Annotated in this window: 13 protein-coding genes; all 13 read left to right on the top strand. The window is 53.3% G+C overall.

The window, feature by feature from the left end; genetic code table 11:
- Nucleotides 1-12: 12 nt before the first annotated feature.
- The 13 genes from VMF88_03480 (at nt 13) to VMF88_03420 (ending at nt 15,615) form a co-directional block, all read left to right on the top strand.
- Nucleotides 13-1,341: a replication-associated recombination protein A gene (locus VMF88_03480; protein ID HTY10114.1), complete on the top strand. Its 1,329-nt coding sequence runs from the start codon at nt 13-15 to the stop codon at nt 1,339-1,341.
- A 53-nt stretch (nt 1,342-1,394) separates the two neighbouring features.
- On the top strand, nt 1,395-2,348 hold the full coding sequence (locus tag VMF88_03475; GenBank protein HTY10113.1) for an ROK family protein: 954 nt from the start codon (nt 1,395-1,397) through the stop codon (nt 2,346-2,348).
- Nucleotides 2,349-2,373: 25 nt separating this feature from the next.
- The gene (locus VMF88_03470; GenBank protein HTY10112.1) at nt 2,374-5,034 is read left to right on the top strand and encodes a putative LPS assembly protein LptD; all 2,661 of its coding nucleotides are present in this window, start codon (nt 2,374-2,376) and stop codon (nt 5,032-5,034) included.
- A gap of 93 nt (nt 5,035-5,127) precedes the next feature.
- Entirely contained in the window at nt 5,128-7,254 is a 2,127-nt protein-coding gene (locus VMF88_03465; protein ID HTY10111.1) for a thioredoxin domain-containing protein, read from the top strand.
- Nucleotides 7,255-7,605: 351 nt separating this feature from the next.
- Complete coding sequence (locus VMF88_03460; protein HTY10110.1) at nt 7,606-9,498, top strand: DUF5683 domain-containing protein; 1,893 nt, start codon at nt 7,606-7,608, stop codon at nt 9,496-9,498.
- Between the two features lie 326 nt (nt 9,499-9,824).
- Nucleotides 9,825-10,169: an STAS domain-containing protein gene (locus tag VMF88_03455; GenBank protein HTY10109.1), complete on the top strand. Its 345-nt coding sequence runs from the start codon at nt 9,825-9,827 to the stop codon at nt 10,167-10,169.
- Between the two features lie 59 nt (nt 10,170-10,228).
- Nucleotides 10,229-10,948: a MotA/TolQ/ExbB proton channel family protein gene (locus VMF88_03450; GenBank protein HTY10108.1), complete on the top strand. Its 720-nt coding sequence runs from the start codon at nt 10,229-10,231 to the stop codon at nt 10,946-10,948.
- Between the two features lie 22 nt (nt 10,949-10,970).
- The gene (locus VMF88_03445) at nt 10,971-11,435 is read left to right on the top strand and encodes a biopolymer transporter ExbD (GenBank protein ID HTY10107.1); all 465 of its coding nucleotides are present in this window, start codon (nt 10,971-10,973) and stop codon (nt 11,433-11,435) included.
- A 17-nt stretch (nt 11,436-11,452) separates the two neighbouring features.
- Nucleotides 11,453-11,938 (top strand): biopolymer transporter ExbD, encoded by a 486-nt coding sequence (locus tag VMF88_03440; GenBank protein ID HTY10106.1) that lies wholly within the window; start codon nt 11,453-11,455, stop codon nt 11,936-11,938.
- Between the two features lie 58 nt (nt 11,939-11,996).
- Nucleotides 11,997-12,734 carry an energy transducer TonB gene (locus VMF88_03435; GenBank protein ID HTY10105.1) on the top strand — a complete coding sequence of 246 codons (738 nt, stop codon included), beginning with the start codon at nt 11,997-11,999 and terminating at the stop codon, nt 12,732-12,734.
- Nucleotides 12,735-12,741: 7 nt separating this feature from the next.
- Nucleotides 12,742-12,960, top strand: a complete 219-nt coding sequence (locus tag VMF88_03430) for a hypothetical protein (protein ID HTY10104.1) — start codon at nt 12,742-12,744, stop codon at nt 12,958-12,960.
- Entirely contained in the window at nt 12,938-13,867 is a 930-nt protein-coding gene (locus tag VMF88_03425; GenBank protein ID HTY10103.1) for a substrate-binding domain-containing protein, read from the top strand. Before VMF88_03430 ends, VMF88_03425 begins: the two co-directional genes overlap by 23 nt.
- 14 nt (nt 13,868-13,881) lie before the next feature.
- Nucleotides 13,882-15,615, top strand: a complete 1,734-nt coding sequence (locus VMF88_03420) for a tetratricopeptide repeat protein (protein HTY10102.1) — start codon at nt 13,882-13,884, stop codon at nt 15,613-15,615.
- Nucleotides 15,616-15,699: the final 84 nt, after the last annotated feature.

Raw genomic sequence — 15,699 nt, 5'->3', positions numbered from 1 at the left:
TTGCTGAAAGCCATGGAATTGTTCGAAGTTACAAAGGCGGAACCCAAGCCGGGAGCCAACGCTCCTCTCGCGGAACGCGTCCGTCCGAGAACTCTTTCGGAGTTTGTCGGTCAGTCGCATTTGCTCGGAGAGGGGAAACCGTTACGGTTGATGATCGAAAGCGACGAACTTCGATCGATCATTCTCTGGGGGCCGCCGGGGACGGGAAAAACAACGTTGGCGCGCATCGTTGCGCATCACACGAACGCGGAATTCTTTTCGTTGAACGCCGTCGCCGCGGGAGTCAAAGAGGTCCGCGACGTGATTGCCAAAGCGGAGAAACTTCAAAAGGGGGCAGGAAAGAAAACGGTCCTTTTCATCGATGAGATTCACCGCTTCAACAAGGCCCAGCAGGACGCGCTCCTGCATTCGGTGGAGGACGGGGTCATTATTCTCATCGGCGCAACAACTGAGAATCCGTCGTTTGAAGTCATCTCCCCCCTTCTTTCAAGAGCCCGAGTGTACGTCCTCGAATCCCTAAGACAGGCGGAGCTCGGAAAAATTCTTGACCATGCGCTGGCAACCGATTCCATCATCAAGAAGGACAAGGTGAACATCACCGACAGGGATTTTCTTTTCCTCATGTCGGGCGGAGATGCGCGAATGATGTTGAACGGGCTCGAGAGCGCATTTTATTTTGTCAAGCCGGACGGGGCCGGGGTTCGAAAAATTTCCAAGCAGGTGCTCGAGGACGCTTTCCAGCGGAAGTACACCATCTACGACAAGAAAGGGGAACAGCACTACGACACGATCTCTGCCTTCATCAAAAGCATGAGAGGGTGCGATCCCGACGCGGCGATTTACTGGATGGCGCGCATGCTTGACGGAGGAGAAGACCCGAAATTTATCGCTCGGCGAATGATCGTTCTGGCATCCGAGGATATCGGCAATGCCGATCCGTTCGCCTCTGTCGTTGCGACGAATTGCTTTACGGCGGTGGATTACGTCGGGATGCCGGAGGCGAGGATCATTCTGGCTCAGGCCGCGGCGTATCTCGCTTCAGCTCCGAAAAGCAATGCTGCGTACGCAGCCATCGAAGAAGCGCTTGCCGATGTCAGATCGCTCCCAAACATTCCGGTGCCGCTTCACCTCCGCAATGCGCCGACGCCGCTGATGAAAGATCTCGGTTACGGGAACGAATACAAATACGGGCACAATTTTGAGAATCATTTTGTCGAGCAGCAGTATCTTCCCGATAATCTGAAAGACAGGCTGTACTACCGCCCGTCGGATAGCGGGAAGGAGAAATCAATACGGGAACGGCTGGAGGGATGGTGGAAGATAAGAAGGGGCAAACTGTAAAACGTAAAATGGATAGAGAGACGATCAAAACGCATAACGAATAAGAAAAAAGCATGTCTCATGTCAGGTACGCGATCGGTGTCGATTTAGGCGGCACGACTATTAAAACCGGTATTGTCAGCTCCGCCGGGAAAATTTTCGCTCAATCAAAATTTCCCACGCTCGGCGAACAAGGACCGAAAGCGGTCATTGCTCAAATACGCAGGTCGATCGATGAGGTGTTGGTTCACGCAAAGGGAAAAAAGATCGGGGGGATCGGCATCGGCTCCCCCGGCATCGTCGATGAGAAAGGCGGGGTGGTCAAAGACCCTCCGAATTTTGCCGATTGGCACAGCGTAGCACTCGGCAATGCCGTTAAAAAAATATTCAAACTGAACACGAGGGTGGAAAACGATGCGAATGTCGCGGCGATCGCCGAAGCAAAATTCGGAGCGGGGAAACGCCACCCGAATTTTCTTTTTGTTATTTGGGGGACGGGCGTCGGCGGGGGAATTATTTTGGACGGCAGTATCTATCGCGGCCCGTTCGGCGGGGCTGGCGAAATCGGGCATGTCTGCGTCGATTACCAGGGATTGCAGTGCAACTGCGGCGCGCGGGGCTGCGTAGAAGCATATATCGGCCAGCGGTATCTTTCGCAACGCACGGTTGAACGGTTGAAAAGCGAGCCGGCGTCATTGATCCTGAACCTTGTCGGCGGAGACGTGTCCAAAGTAGAACCGAAATACATTTCGGAGGCGGCCCTGAAAGGCGATGTCCTGGCCCGGGAAATTTTCACCGAGGCGGGAACGCTGCTCGGTGTCGCCCTCGGTTCCGTCTTGAACACGATCGACTTCCGTGTCGTCATCATCGGCGGAGGCATTTCGGCAGCCGGCGGATTTGTTTTCGACGCCGTGAAAAAGTCGGTACAGTCGCATGTGATGAAACCGATGCGCGACGACATTACTGTGCTTCCCGCGAAGCTCGGAAATTCCGCCGGAATTCTCGGCGCTGCAGGACTCGTTCTGTAACCGCGGAATTCACGGTCGTGCGGTAATGGCACATGAAATCCAAAAACTATTGACAACGCCGGTTCTGCATTTCTCCTATCGATATCGACCGCGCCGAATCCTTTTAGCGTTTGCCTTCCTGCAGCTGTTCCTTGCGCAGACCTCTCACGCCTATCCGGCGGATACCCTTCTTGCCGCGAAGCCGGATTCAACCGTCAAACAGGATACGACGAAGAAAAAAGCCTCGGGGATCGACACGAGCGTCGTCTACTCCGCCGTCGACTCGATCGTCTATTCCTATCCCCAAAAGGTCATGAAGATGTACGGAAAAGGGGACGTCAAGTACCGCGACCTCGGACTGAAATCGGAGCGCATCGAGGTCAACTGGAACGACAATAATCTTGAATCGTACGGCGTTCTCGACTCCTCGAAGATCGGCAAGACCGATTCGCTGAAGAAATTGTACCGCGGCACGCCGGTCATGGTCGACGGGAGCGAGACGTACGAGGGATGGAAGATCGGCTACAATTTTAAGTCGCAGAAAGGGCTTGTGACCCTCGGCGAAACGGAGATGGACCAAAGCTATTATCACGGGGAGCAGATCAAGAAGGTGGATAAGGATATGATGTTCATCTCCAACGGAGTGTTCACCTCGTGCGACCTCGACCATCCACATTACTTTTTTTTCAGCCCGCGCATGCGAGTGACGATCCAGGACAAAATTGTCGCCGAGCCGATCTATCTTTACGTCGCCGATGTTCCGGTCTTCGCTCTCCCGTTCGGAGTTTTCCCGAGTCAGGGGGGGCGGCGCTCCGGCATCATCGCCCCCGCCTACGGCGAGGATGCAACGCGCGGAAAATATATCAGCCACCTCGGTTATTACGATGCGATCAGCGATTACATGGACCTGGCGGTGGCGGGCGATTGGTACCCGGAAGGCGGCTGGCAGGCGTTGTCCGACTTTCGGTATGCGAAGCGATACGATTTCAGCGGCGCGCTGACGGGACAATATTCCCGCCTCATCACCGGCGAACCGACCGACTACAACCGGCAGGATGAGGCGAACTACCGGGTCAACCTTATCCATAACCAAACGATCGACCCGACGACGCACCTCGACGTAAATTTTACCTTCGCGAGCAATAATTCGTACAAGACAAGCAACAACTACGATGATTACTTAATGCAGGAAATTTATTCCAACGCAACGCTGAGTAAATCGTGGGAGGGGACGAACAACAGCATGACGATGAATATTTCCAGGACGCAGGATCTGCTGCAGGGCAGTATCACATCGACCATCCCGACAATTTCGTTCTCGCATTCGCAGAGCTTTCCGTTTCGCGTCGCGACGGCATCGCGCGGGCTTTCGGATAATTCGGGGTCGAATTATGCATGGTACGAACTGATCGGCCTCGGGTACAACGGCCAGTTCATGAATGAGGACAACAAGACCAAAACTGCCGATACGCTGGATTATCCGGACGGGTTCAACCGCGTTAACCGGCAGGGCGTTTCGCACAGCTTCACCTTGAACGCGTCTCCCAAGGCGGGGTATTTTACTGTTTCGCCGTTCTTCAACTATTACGAGCGATGGTACGATAAAAGCGTCACGGTCGACAGCGTCAACTCCAAGACCGACGCTCCGGTCCTCCGGGACGTCGACGGGTTTGGAGCGGTGCGGTATTTCAATATGGGACTCGCGGCATCGACAAAACTCTACGGCATGTTTCAGCCGCCGATCCCCGGCATTGCCGGATTCCGTCACACGATCACGCCGAGCATATCGTACAGCTACCAGCCTGATTTTTCGAAACCCTCATGGGGATATTACGGAACGTACCGGGATACGCTCGGCAAGGCTGTGTCCTACAACCGCTTTCAAAGGGAGGTGTACGGCGGCGCTCCGGCGGGCGAGTCGCAGGCGATCGGTTTCAACGTCGGCAACCTGTTCGAAATGAAGACCGAAGACAGAGATTCGCTGAACAAAGGGACAAAGTACCAATTACTGAACCTCGGCGCTTCGATGTCGTACAACTTTGCAGCATCGCAGTTCAAAGTCTCCGACCTTGCGCTCACCTATCGCACCGATATCGGTCAATATCTTGGGATCAGCGGGAGTAACAACTATCGTTTCTACGACTATGACAACCAGCTCAACGAGCGCGTCAACAGGCTGCTCATCGATGAGGGAAAAGGGCTCGCGACGATGACCAACTTCAACATTAATCTTTCGACGTCGCTCCACGGGGACAAGAAAAAAAGAGAGTATGACACCCGTCCGGTCGACACCACCGCGAACGCACAAAGCCTCCCCGCTGCATTCCGGCAGAGCGGCTACCGCGGACTGTATGACGAGGAGCCTCCTGACTTCAGCATTCCGTGGAATCTCGGCCTAAGTTTCAGTTACGCCGAGAATGAGGAGAACCCTGCCGCCAAGACCCGGTCTGCAAGCGTCAACGGAAACCTCGGCTTCAACTTGACGGAAAACTGGAAATTTTCGGCGACCGGGAGCTACGATTTTGTCACGCGCCAGGTCGCCGCGCCGCGCATCACGATCGACCGGGATTTGCACTGCTGGACGATGAACTTCAGCTGGGTCCCGACCGGCGCGCTGGCCGGCTACAGGTTCGAGCTGAAAGTGAAAGCGCCGCAACTCCAGGACATCAAACTGACGAAGCAAAGCCTGAACAGCGGATACAATTGATGCATGAAAAAGCAAAATGAAAAGAGGAAGAATTGAACAAGCCGGGCAGCGGCTCAAGAAATTTTAGATTGCCGAAGCGGGCTGACACGAGCAATGGAAACAAACGATAAAAAACCGAACCGGCTTAGCCGAGAAAAAAGTCCCTACCTGCTCCAGCATGCGTTCAACCCCGTCGATTGGTACCCGTGGGGGGACGAGGCGTTTCAAAAAGCGGAAAAGGAACACAAGCCGATTTTTTTGTCGATCGGCTATTCGACCTGCCATTGGTGCCACGTGATGGAACATGAGTCGTTTGAAAGCGATGCCATTGCCGGACTCATGAACAACTATTTCGTGTGCATCAAGGTCGACCGAGAAGAACGCCCTGACGTCGACAAGGTCTACATGAGCGCCGTGCAGGCGATGACGGGAAGCGGCGGATGGCCTCTCTCAGTTTTTCTCACGCAGGACCTCAAGCCGTTTTACGGCGGGACCTATTTCCCGCCAAGAGATGCGCACGGCCGGCCGGGTTTTCCCACAGTGCTGGGTCGGATCCACGAAGTATGGGAAACCGAGCACGAGAAGATCGTCGAGTCGGGAGACCGCCTTATTTCTCTTCTTCAACAAGAAAGAGCAGTCTCCGATGAGCACGCTGCCGTCGACGAAGCGCTGTTGAACAAAACGTACCACCAGCTTGCGGCTCAATATGACCCGAAGTACGGCGGCTTTGGAAGCGGACCGAAATTCCCCCGCCCGGCCGTGTTGAATTTTCTATTCCGGTATTATTGGCGTTCGAAGGACGAAGAGGCATTGACGATGGCGCTTGTGACCCTTCAGGCAATGGCCCGCGGAGGGATGAATGATCAGGTCGGCGGGGGGTTCCATCGCTATTCGGTCGACGGCCAATGGCGCGTTCCCCATTTTGAAAAAATGCTGTATGACCAGGCGCAGCTGATTCATGCATATCTCGACGCCTTTCAGATCACGCACGATGAAGCATTCGCCCGCGTGGCCCGTGAAACCCTCGGCTATGTTTTGCGTGAAATGACCGGACGTGAAGGAGGATTCTATTCAGCCGAAGATGCCGACAGTCCTGATCCTCAAAATCCGGCACATTCTTCCGAAGGGGCCTTTTATCTTTGGACGAAGAAGGAGATAGAAAATGCTTTGCCTGCCGGACATGCAAAAGTATTCTGTCATCATTTTGGGGTCGATGAATTCGGGAATGCCCTGTCGGATCCTCAGCAAGAATTCCGTGGAAAGAATATTTTGTTTGCGCCGTTCACGGTTGCGCAGACGGCGAACTTCTTTTCGATCGACGAGTCTGCCGTTCAAAAAATGCTGGAAGAAGGGAAGAGGATCTTGTTTGACATCCGCTCACAGCGTCCCAGGCCGCAGCGCGACGATAAGATCATCACCGCATGGAATGGATTGATGATCAGTGCATGCGCCAGGGCTTCGCGAATACTGAATGAAGAGAGCTTTGTTAAGGCAGCACGGGATGCGGCCGAATTTGCGGCGCATACGCTCTATGATCCGCAAACGAAGACACTCCGCCGGCGCTACCGGGACGGAGAAGCAAAATTCGAAGCGCAGCTCGATGATTTTGCCTTTCTCATCCAGGGGCTGATCGACCTCTATGAAGCGACCTTTGAAATCAAGTGGCTCACGCTGGCGCTGGAGCTTCATGGCGTTCAGATTTCTTTATTCTGGGATTCATCGTCGGGAGGATTTTTTGATTTTTCGGGAAAGGACAAATCCGTTCTGCTTCGGACAAAAGAGGCATATGACGGTGCTGAACCATCGGGAAATTCCGTAGCAGTCTTGAATGGTATGCGCTTATCGCAGGTCACCGGCGATGGTCTTTTGAAAAAGTACACCGAAGCCGCGATGAGATTTTTTGCCGGAACGCTGCAGCAATCCCCCCACGCAATGCCACAGATGATGTCGGCCGCAATTTTTTTCCTCGCTACTCCGAGGCAAATTGTCATTTCCGGCCCCGCAGATTCACCGCGCACCGCTGAATTCGCAACAGAAGCTGCGAGGCATTTTCTCCCGAACGCCGTAGTACTTTGCGCGGACGGAGCCGAAGGTCAGAAATTCCTCGGGGAATTTCTTCCCGCCGTCGCCTCAATGACTCCGAAGAACGGCCTCGTCTCCGCCTATGTCTGCGAAAATTACACTTGCGAGCTCCCCGCAACAGATGTTGATCAACTGTCTCTCCTTCTCAATAAAGAGTAGCCGTTTCGTTACCCCCTGTTTCTTCTCAGTCCGCAGAGTTGCAACGGAAGTTCAGAATCCAAAATGGCGTTGAACGGCATCGTGCACCGGGGGGGCAGGTTCGGGGTGGACGTGATCGAAATTTGCCAACAACCGGTCGCCGGAGTTACTTGACTCCGCCTCTTCATTTCTCTATATTCTCGCAAAATTCTCGTCGGCCCGCTCGGCGCGGATCGTTTCAGCATCCGAAATCTCACGACCGCCAAACTCATCATGACTCATGTGCCTTTTCGCCCTTCGGCCTTTCTTGTGACAGCGCTGTTTTTATCATCGCTGACCTTCTGCCAACGGCAAAACTCAATCAGCACATTGATGACCGACCCTTCTTCCGGGAAAGAATATCACGCTTATGATGAAAGCTACGCGCTGGTCGTCGGGATTGACGCATACACCCATGCCGATGTCCGGACGTCAGCGGTCTCTTCCGCGACGGCCTTCAGGGAATTGCTGATGTCGCGGTTTGGGTTCCGCGCGGAGAACATCGCCTTTCTGCTCAACGATGGGGCAAAAAAAACCGACATCAGTGAAGCGCTCGAAAAATTTCGACATTTGCATGCGGACGATCGGCTGCTGATCTTTCTCTCCGGCAGAGGGTATACGGCGATTGATGAAACGAAAAAAGAGTATGGCTTTTTTGTACCTGTTGACGGAGATGTCCGATCGCCGGGACGGGCCGTCGCAACCTGCATTCCTCTTGACGCGATAGGAAATCTCATGAGAGCGACCGCTGCGAAGTCGGTGCTCACGTTAATGGATTTTACGGTCGGAGGCCTTCCTGTTGACCGGAAATTCACCGGCGTGCCGCCGCCGCGCGTCGGCTTCCAGCGTATTTTGAGCTTGCCGTCGAAAGAAATATTTGCTGCGGGAGGGACGACGGAGTCGCAGCTTGAGGACCCGTCTTCCGGACTAAGCTACTTCACCTCGAAATTGATCGAAACGCTTTCTTCCGAGACGGCCGATGTCAACGACGACGGGATCATCACCGGCACGGAGATGGCTGCGCGGACATCCATCGATATTATGGCTGCGGCGCAGCGCAGACTTCACCCGCAGTTCGGGTTCATCGGCGCAAGCGAAGGGGACTTTCCTTTCATTCTTCCAAACGCTGCCGATACGTCGCATGTCTCGGTCTTGGTCGCTCCGTCCGGTGCGCAGCTCTTCATCGACAATAAGGAAGTGAAAGAGGCGGACGGGGGGATCCCTGTTGTCTCGCCGACGACAGGAGTTCATACGCTTCGGGTCACCCATGAAGGATACAATCCCTTTGTTGCCGATTTTTTTGTCAATGGAAGAGTGTCAGTCCGGGCGGACATCGACCTTGAGCAGATCCCGCCGACGGGGTTGCTGGTGAAGGTTTCGGCTCCCGATGCTAAAATTTCGGTAGACGGGAAATTTGTCGGCATGCCGGATGCGAGCCTGTTTCTCGCCAAAATCGAAAATGGAAAGCACACCGTCCGCGCCGACCTCGAGGGATACTTTTCCGACTCAGCTTCCGTCGTCATCGAGAAGCCGGTCCAGTATGTTGTTTTTCTGAAACTTATTCCGCGCAATGGATTCATTACGGTTCATGCAAGCAAAGAAGTCGTCATCACTCTCAACGGTACGGAAATCGGCACGGAGAGCGTTTTGAAGAAAGAAGTCCTCCCGGGTTCTTACACGATCGGGCTTTCCGGAATTGGGTACAGCTCGGAAGAGCATGCCGTGATCGTACACGACACGGAGAAGGTCGTGCTCAATTACCCGATGTCCCGTCCGACGCTGGCGGGAGCGTTGGTGCGGTCTGCAGTGTTTCCGGGATGGGGGCAATCGTACAGCGGCAGGCACGGGATCGTCTACAGCGGCATTTTTATTCTTTGCGCAGCCGCCTCAGTTGACCTGCAGCTCGCGTATGCGAAAGCGAATTCCAATTACATGACAAGCGTGCGCAACTACAGCGGAGCTCAGAACCAGGCCGATTCTGTGAAACTTTTGGAGCAAGTCACAAGCAACCGAACGAAAAAGAATAACGCGAATTATTATAGATTTGCAGCCTTCGGTGTTACCGGAGCTTTTTATCTTTATAGCATCCTGAATGTCTGGAATAACGACCCTGCAGAGTTGATCCGTAAGGAAGAAGAGGAATCAAAGCAGGGGAAGGGTGTTTTGCGTGTCTCCTTAGGGTTCGCTCAGGAAGGTCCGGCCGTTCTTCTGTCCTATCGGTTCTGACAGGTATTGCTCACCTGGCTCGGCCGCCTCTTTTGTTCACCGAAGTAGCCTTGATCCTGAAAAATGATCTTTACCGTTTGGATGGCGTCCCTTCCGGGGCATCTTCCCCGCTGGCCTCCAAAAAATACTGCAAATTTCTTATTGCAAATTGAATTGTAACTTTTTATCTTATTTAACGCGTGAATATCGATCCGGCAGCGAGACTGCCGGACCTATCATGTCCGTTGGCCCTCGTTATTTCGTCGAAACAGACGAACCTCGTTCTCAGGAATAGGCTAAGAGTTGTATAATCCTTGTTGTCACAATCTCAATGGAGGATCCAGTAAATGAAGTTAAAAGTCGCCACGGAACACAATGGTGAGGTTCTTATAATTGAGCCCAAAGGGGCGCTTGTCGGCGGAGAAGAGACCGATGAGCTGCGTGAGGCTGTCGCGGAATCCATCGAGAAAGGGAATAAAAAACTTATCGTCGATCTGGGAAAAGTGACGTACATGAATTCGACGGCAATCGGCGCGTTGGTATCGGCTCATACCTCCTACACAAACCGAAAAGGAAAGATCGTTCTCTGCAATGTGAATAAAAGCATCAAGAACATTTTTATCGTCACAAAGCTTTCGATGATTTTCCAGGTTGTTGACACCCGGCCCGATGCCGTGCTGGCATTTACATAATGTTTCTGCGAGTGTAAAATTTTACCATCTACCATCTACTTTTTTAAGGAGTATTTTTTATGAAACAAGGAATGTTCAACACAATCCTGATAACAGCGGCGTTTGTGATCGGGTTCTGTATCTTTGAATTCTTGCTCCCCGAGTTCATCCAGAAGGGCGGTCCGCTGGTGGTTGCGCTGCTCGCTCTTTCGATCATGGTCGTGACGTACGTTATTGAAAGAATTCTCTCCCTTCGAAAAGCCCAGGGAAAGGCCGCTCTTGAAAAATTCCTGTCGACGCTGATCAAACATGTCTCGGCCGGCGACCTTGAGGCCGCAATTTCTGCCTGCGACGGCCAGCGAGGCTCGCTTGCAAACATCATCAAATCGGGTCTGGAGAGGTTCAGCGAGATCCGCGGCGATAAGGCGATGGAAGCCAAAGATAAGATGGGCGAGGTCCAGCGGGTGATCGAAGAAGCCACGATGCTCGAGATGCCGATTCTGGAGAAGAACCTGATAGCTCTGTCGACGATCGCCTCCATCGCGACGATGGTGGGGCTGCTCGGAACGGTCATCGGGATGATCCGTTCGTTCGCCGCTCTGGCACATGCCGGTTCCGCGGACGCCGTCCAGCTCTCGCAAGGTATCTCCGAGGCGTTGATCAACACCGCCGGCGGAATTTCGATCGCCATCACGTCGATTGTCTGCTACAATTTTTTCACGACGAAGATCGACGGCATGACGTACATGATCGACGAAGCAAGCTACGATGTCATTCAGAATCTGAAATCCAAACTTTAACAGCAAGTAGAAAGAACCCGTTATGCCAAAAATTCACAGAAAACGCGTTGGCTTTAAGCTGGATATGACGCCGATGGTTGATGTTGGATTTCTCTTGCTGACATTTTTCATGCTGACGACGCAGTTCAAGCCGTCCGAAGACCTCCAGATCACCCTCCCTTCGTCCCACTCGGTCTTCAAGATCCCCGGGGCCGATGTCATTACGCTGTCGATAGGAAAAGAGGGGCAGATCATGCTCGGCGTAGATTCCGAGCTCCTTCGGGAAGCGCTTTTCGGCCAGGCGGCCAAGCTCAAGGGAGGCGTTTTGGTGCAGACAAGCGAACTGGCGAACCTGCTCATCCAGGCGCGTACGAGGAATCCAAGATTGAAGACAGTCATTAAAGCCGACAAAGACGTCGATTACGGGGTGATTGAGGACGTAATGAACATTCTTCAAAAAGTGAACATTACGCGCTTTAACCTCGTTACTGAATTAGACAAGAATTAACACGAAGGAACACTGCAATGGCTGAAGTAGATGTCAAAGAGTCTCGAGGCAAGCAGAAACACTCGAAGAAGAAACGACGGCGTGTCGGCGTTCGCATCGACATGACGCCGATGGTCGATATTGCGTTTCTCTTATTGACCTTCTTCATGTTGACCACGACGATGAACAAGCCGCAGGCGATGGAAATCAATCTCCCCCCGGGCGATTCGAAAGTCGATGTGCCGGCGTCGAATCTGTTGACGCTGCGCGTGTCCGAAAACGGGACCATCTATTGGAACCTCGGCACCGAAAAGCCGGAGAAGGTCACGCCGGCGGAACTGCGGAAGGTCCTGAAGGAAAAGAACAGCGCGAACCCGAAACTGATCACGCTGATCAAGGTCGACCGCAAGGGAAAATATATCATGATGGTCAACATCATGGATGAGTTGAACGTCTCGGATATTACGCGGTTCAGTCTGGCGCCGTTTGACGACAAGGACAAACAGCTCATCGAGAAAATTTAACGGCATGTCAAGCGCCGTTGTTTGCACGAAGAAGTTTTTAGGAAGGAGTTGAAAACGTATGTCAGCAACAGCACCAATCGTTAGTGCAAAATATGGTGCGTATGAGTTGCGCGGATTGTATCAGAAGTACGCAATTCGCGCGTTGATCTTTGCCGCTGTTTTCCACCTGGTCGGCATTGGTGCATACTATGGCGTCGTCTATCTGACGACCGAGGACGAGCCGGTGTATACCGTCCGCATCATGAAATACAGCGACCTCGGTCCGCCCCCCTCCATCACAAATTCTCAGGCGGCTCCCGCAGTCTCGGTTTCGGCCGCTGCCGCAAAGCCCACGGTCGGAACGCCGGTACCGGTTCCCGACGCTGAAATCAGTCCGGAAGCAACGATCGCTTCCCAGACCGAATTGCAGCAGATCGGCCCCGTCGGCGACCCCAACGCAGCGGGGAGCGGTGGCCCGGTGTCCATCCAGAACGACGTCAAGATTGAGGACGACGGTCCTCCGCCCGATTTCGTGCCGGTGGAAAAGCAGCCCACGCCCGTCAAGAATCCATCTCCCATCTACCCGGAGATCGCCCGTCGTGCGGGGGTCGAAGGAACCGTTTGGGTCAAGATTTGGGTCGACAAAGAAGGAAAAGCGAAGAAGGCCCAGATCCTGAAGTCGGATGCCGAGCTGTTCAACCAGGCTGCCATCGACGCCGCTATGCAGTGGGTCTTCACCCCTGCGGTGATGAACAACGGCCCGGTCGCGGTATGGGTTTCCATTCCGTTCAAATTTAAGTTGAACCAGGGACACTAAGAAGACGATGGATTCATTCAAGCCGATGGTGTATGTCGGCTATGTGATGTCGGGATTTCTATTTCTCTGCGGCATCGTTATCGCGACGGGGCTGTTCATGCCCCCCACAATGCCCGAGAAGTTCCGGATCATGTTCGGCGTTGTGATGCTGTTATACGGCATTTACCGGTTTGTGAATATCCGGATGCAACAGCACCAAAGACATGAAGACCGCTTCCTTCCATAGGTTAGTTGTATTCCTTTCGCTTGTTCTCACTTGGACGGGCTGTCAAAAAGATACCCAAGACCTGCCGACGCGGGGAAAGCTTGTTGTTATTTCCTCGGAGGATATTTTCCCCGCGATCGATGCGGAGGTGAAAGAGTTTGAGTCTCTGTACGAGCAGGCGCATATCACGCACCTCCAATCGACGACCCGCGATGCGGTGGTGCAGCTGCTCAACGACAGCGTGAAGCTGATCACCAGCCCCCGCCAGTTCAACGATGAAGAAAGAGCGGTCATCAGGAAATACAAGCTCGACGTCGATACCTTTAAGATCGCGTACGACGCCGCCCTGGTGATCGTCAACGAACGCAATGCTCTCACCCGCATCACGGTTGAGCAATTGAAAGACATTTTGTTGGGGAAAGCGAAAATGTGGCGAGACCTCGGCGAGAAAAAGGCTGGAGGAGAGATCGTGGTCGCTCTCGGCGGACCGAACAGCGGGATGTACGAATACGTGAAAGGCCGCATTACGAATTCCCAGCCGCTCGCTGGCGTTGTCGTTCCGTGTTCGACAACGACCCAGGTGATCGAGTATGTCGCCGCTCATGCCAATGCCATCGGCTTTGTCAGTCAGAGCTGGGTTTCCGAAACTCCTGCCAAAACAAGAATTCTGGACATCGGCGACCCGAATTTCTCAAGAGATTCGACGTCGAAAACGCTGGAGTATTTTCCGCCGCTGCAGGCCCATGTCTACCGCGGATATTATCCCCTGTCGCGGACGCTCTATATTTTTTCCCGGAACGCGGGGACCGGCGTCGGCGTCGGGTTCACGGCCTTCGTGACGGGGGCCGAGGGGCAAAAGCTTTTTCTTAATAAAGGACTCGTGCCAGCGACGATGCCGGTCCGTCTTATCCAACTTCAATCCCAGTAACCGAGGAAGCATCAATGTACTATCTATGTAAGCACACCGCAGCCTTCTTATTTCTTGTCGCCCTGTCTGAATGCGCGTACGGTCAGGACGACCTTTCGCTCGGGAGAGATGCACTGCAGCGAAAGTCGTACGACACGGCGATCGTGGTGCTGTCGAGGGCTCAGAAGGCCGCTCCGCGTGTGCTGGAGACCAATTTCTATCTTGGCGAAGCGTTTCGATTGAAGGGAGTGAAGGATTCAGCCGAGTATTTTTTGCAGCGGGCCGTCGATATCAACGAAACGTATCTTCCGGCATGGTCGTCACTCGGTACATTGATGATCAAGACGGGGCAGTGGGACAAGGCGGCGAAGGTTTTCGCGGCCGCGACGAAGGCGGATAAGAAAAGCCCCGCCGTTTCTTTGGCATACGCCAATGCCTACCTCGACATCGATTCGCTCGATAAGGCCATCGTTTACTTCTCGAAAGCCAAAGAACTTGATGAAAATCTCCCCGAAGTGTACGTCGGCCTCGCAGAATCGTACGGCAGGCAAAACATCGCCGTTCTCGCGATCTCGAATTTTCAAAAAGCGGCTGAACTCGATTCGACGTCCGCGGTGATTCGCTATAAGCTGGGGAAAGCATACTACAAGAATCGTCAGTACAACGATTGCGTCAAAGAATTCGAGGCGGCGATCAATCTCGACCCGAAGAACGACGTTTATGTGTTCGATGTTGCAGACATCTTTTATCGCGCAAAGCTCTGGCGGGAATCGGCGTTGTTCTTCGCCAAGTATGTTGCGTTGAAAAAGGACAATCCCGTCGCCTACGACGAATATGGCAAAGCACTTTTCTCGGGAAAATACTATAAAGATGCCCTTCCGGTGCTCGAACAGGCGATCACTCTTAACCCCAAGGCGTTCGATTTGAAACCAATGCTCGCGCGGTCCGAGTACGAAACGGGAGACTATCAGAAGGCAGTTGACAACTATAAAGTTATCCCGAGAGATTCTCTCGGCGCCGAGGATTTTGTCCGCATCGGCCGTTCATATGCGAGGTTGAAAATGCCGGACAGCGCGATCGCGAATTTTGAGAAAGCGGGTATGCTGGACACGGCGTCCACGGAATTTGCCGCCGACCTCGCTCCGCTCTATATGGGAAAGAAGATGTATGATAAGGCGGCGGACCAATACGACCGGAAACTGAAGTCGGACCCGAAGAACGTCGGCGCGCTCGTGAACGGCGGCGTCTGCTACATGGTCATCGGCAAATACGATACGGCGAAGACGATGATGCAGAAGGTGATCGAACTGCGCCCCGACTTCTTCCAGGCCTATTTGTACCTCGCCAAATGTTACTACCTCCTCGACTCGTACGAACTCGCCGAGAAACAGTATCAGCTTGTCATTTCGATTATCGATACCATTAAGGTCGAAGGGAGCGATGCCAAAGCCAAGGATGAAAAATACGGCCCGCAATTGCTTGAGGCGAACAAATTCATAGGCTTGATCGAGCTCCTTTCAAAACACTATCCGTCTGCCATCGAAAACCTGAAAAAGGCGATCACGTACGAATCGAAAGAGAAGAAAGACTCGGAGGCCCATCTTTGGCTCGCGCAGTCGTACGCTCTTTCACTCGGCGATAAAACGATCACCGTCGACGCTGCTCAGGCGCTCAAAGATAAAGCCATCGAGGAATACAAGGTTGTGTTGAAGATCGACCCAAAGAACGCGGCCGCGAATAAGGAGCTGAAACAGCTTGAAGGGGGGTAACACTGGTTCGAACACTCGTGAGATTATCCCGTTCTCATTTCAAACAATTACAGTAAAGGTGAATTATGCAATTCTCTAAGCATT

The organism is Bacteroidota bacterium, from assembly GCA_035506275.1.
GTDB lineage: Bacteria > Bacteroidota > Ignavibacteria > UBA10030 > UBA8401 > JAGVPT01.
The sequence above is the reverse complement of the archived record's forward strand: the minus strand, read 5'-3'. Positions and strand labels throughout refer to the sequence as shown.

Bases quoted from the DNA above. Each gene is read 5' to 3' on its own strand.
- VMF88_03480 (HTY10114.1), top strand. From the start codon at position 13: ATGGAATTGTTCGAAGTTACAAAGGCGGAACCCAAGCCGGGAGCCAAC.
- VMF88_03475 (HTY10113.1), top strand. From the start codon at position 1,395: ATGTCTCATGTCAGGTACGCGATCGGTGTCGATTTAGGCGGCACGACT.
- VMF88_03470 (HTY10112.1), top strand. From the start codon at position 2,374: ATGGCACATGAAATCCAAAAACTATTGACAACGCCGGTTCTGCATTTC.
- VMF88_03465 (HTY10111.1), top strand. From the start codon at position 5,128: ATGGAAACAAACGATAAAAAACCGAACCGGCTTAGCCGAGAAAAAAGT.
- VMF88_03460 (HTY10110.1), top strand. From the start codon at position 7,606: ATGACCGACCCTTCTTCCGGGAAAGAATATCACGCTTATGATGAAAGC.
- VMF88_03455 (HTY10109.1), top strand. From the start codon at position 9,825: ATGAAGTTAAAAGTCGCCACGGAACACAATGGTGAGGTTCTTATAATT.
- VMF88_03450 (HTY10108.1), top strand. From the start codon at position 10,229: ATGAAACAAGGAATGTTCAACACAATCCTGATAACAGCGGCGTTTGTG.
- VMF88_03445 (HTY10107.1), top strand. From the start codon at position 10,971: ATGCCAAAAATTCACAGAAAACGCGTTGGCTTTAAGCTGGATATGACG.
- VMF88_03440 (HTY10106.1), top strand. From the start codon at position 11,453: ATGGCTGAAGTAGATGTCAAAGAGTCTCGAGGCAAGCAGAAACACTCG.
- VMF88_03435 (HTY10105.1), top strand. From the start codon at position 11,997: ATGTCAGCAACAGCACCAATCGTTAGTGCAAAATATGGTGCGTATGAG.
- VMF88_03430 (HTY10104.1), top strand. From the start codon at position 12,742: ATGGATTCATTCAAGCCGATGGTGTATGTCGGCTATGTGATGTCGGGA.
- VMF88_03425 (HTY10103.1), top strand. From the start codon at position 12,938: ATGAAGACCGCTTCCTTCCATAGGTTAGTTGTATTCCTTTCGCTTGTT.
- VMF88_03420 (HTY10102.1), top strand. From the start codon at position 13,882: ATGTACTATCTATGTAAGCACACCGCAGCCTTCTTATTTCTTGTCGCC.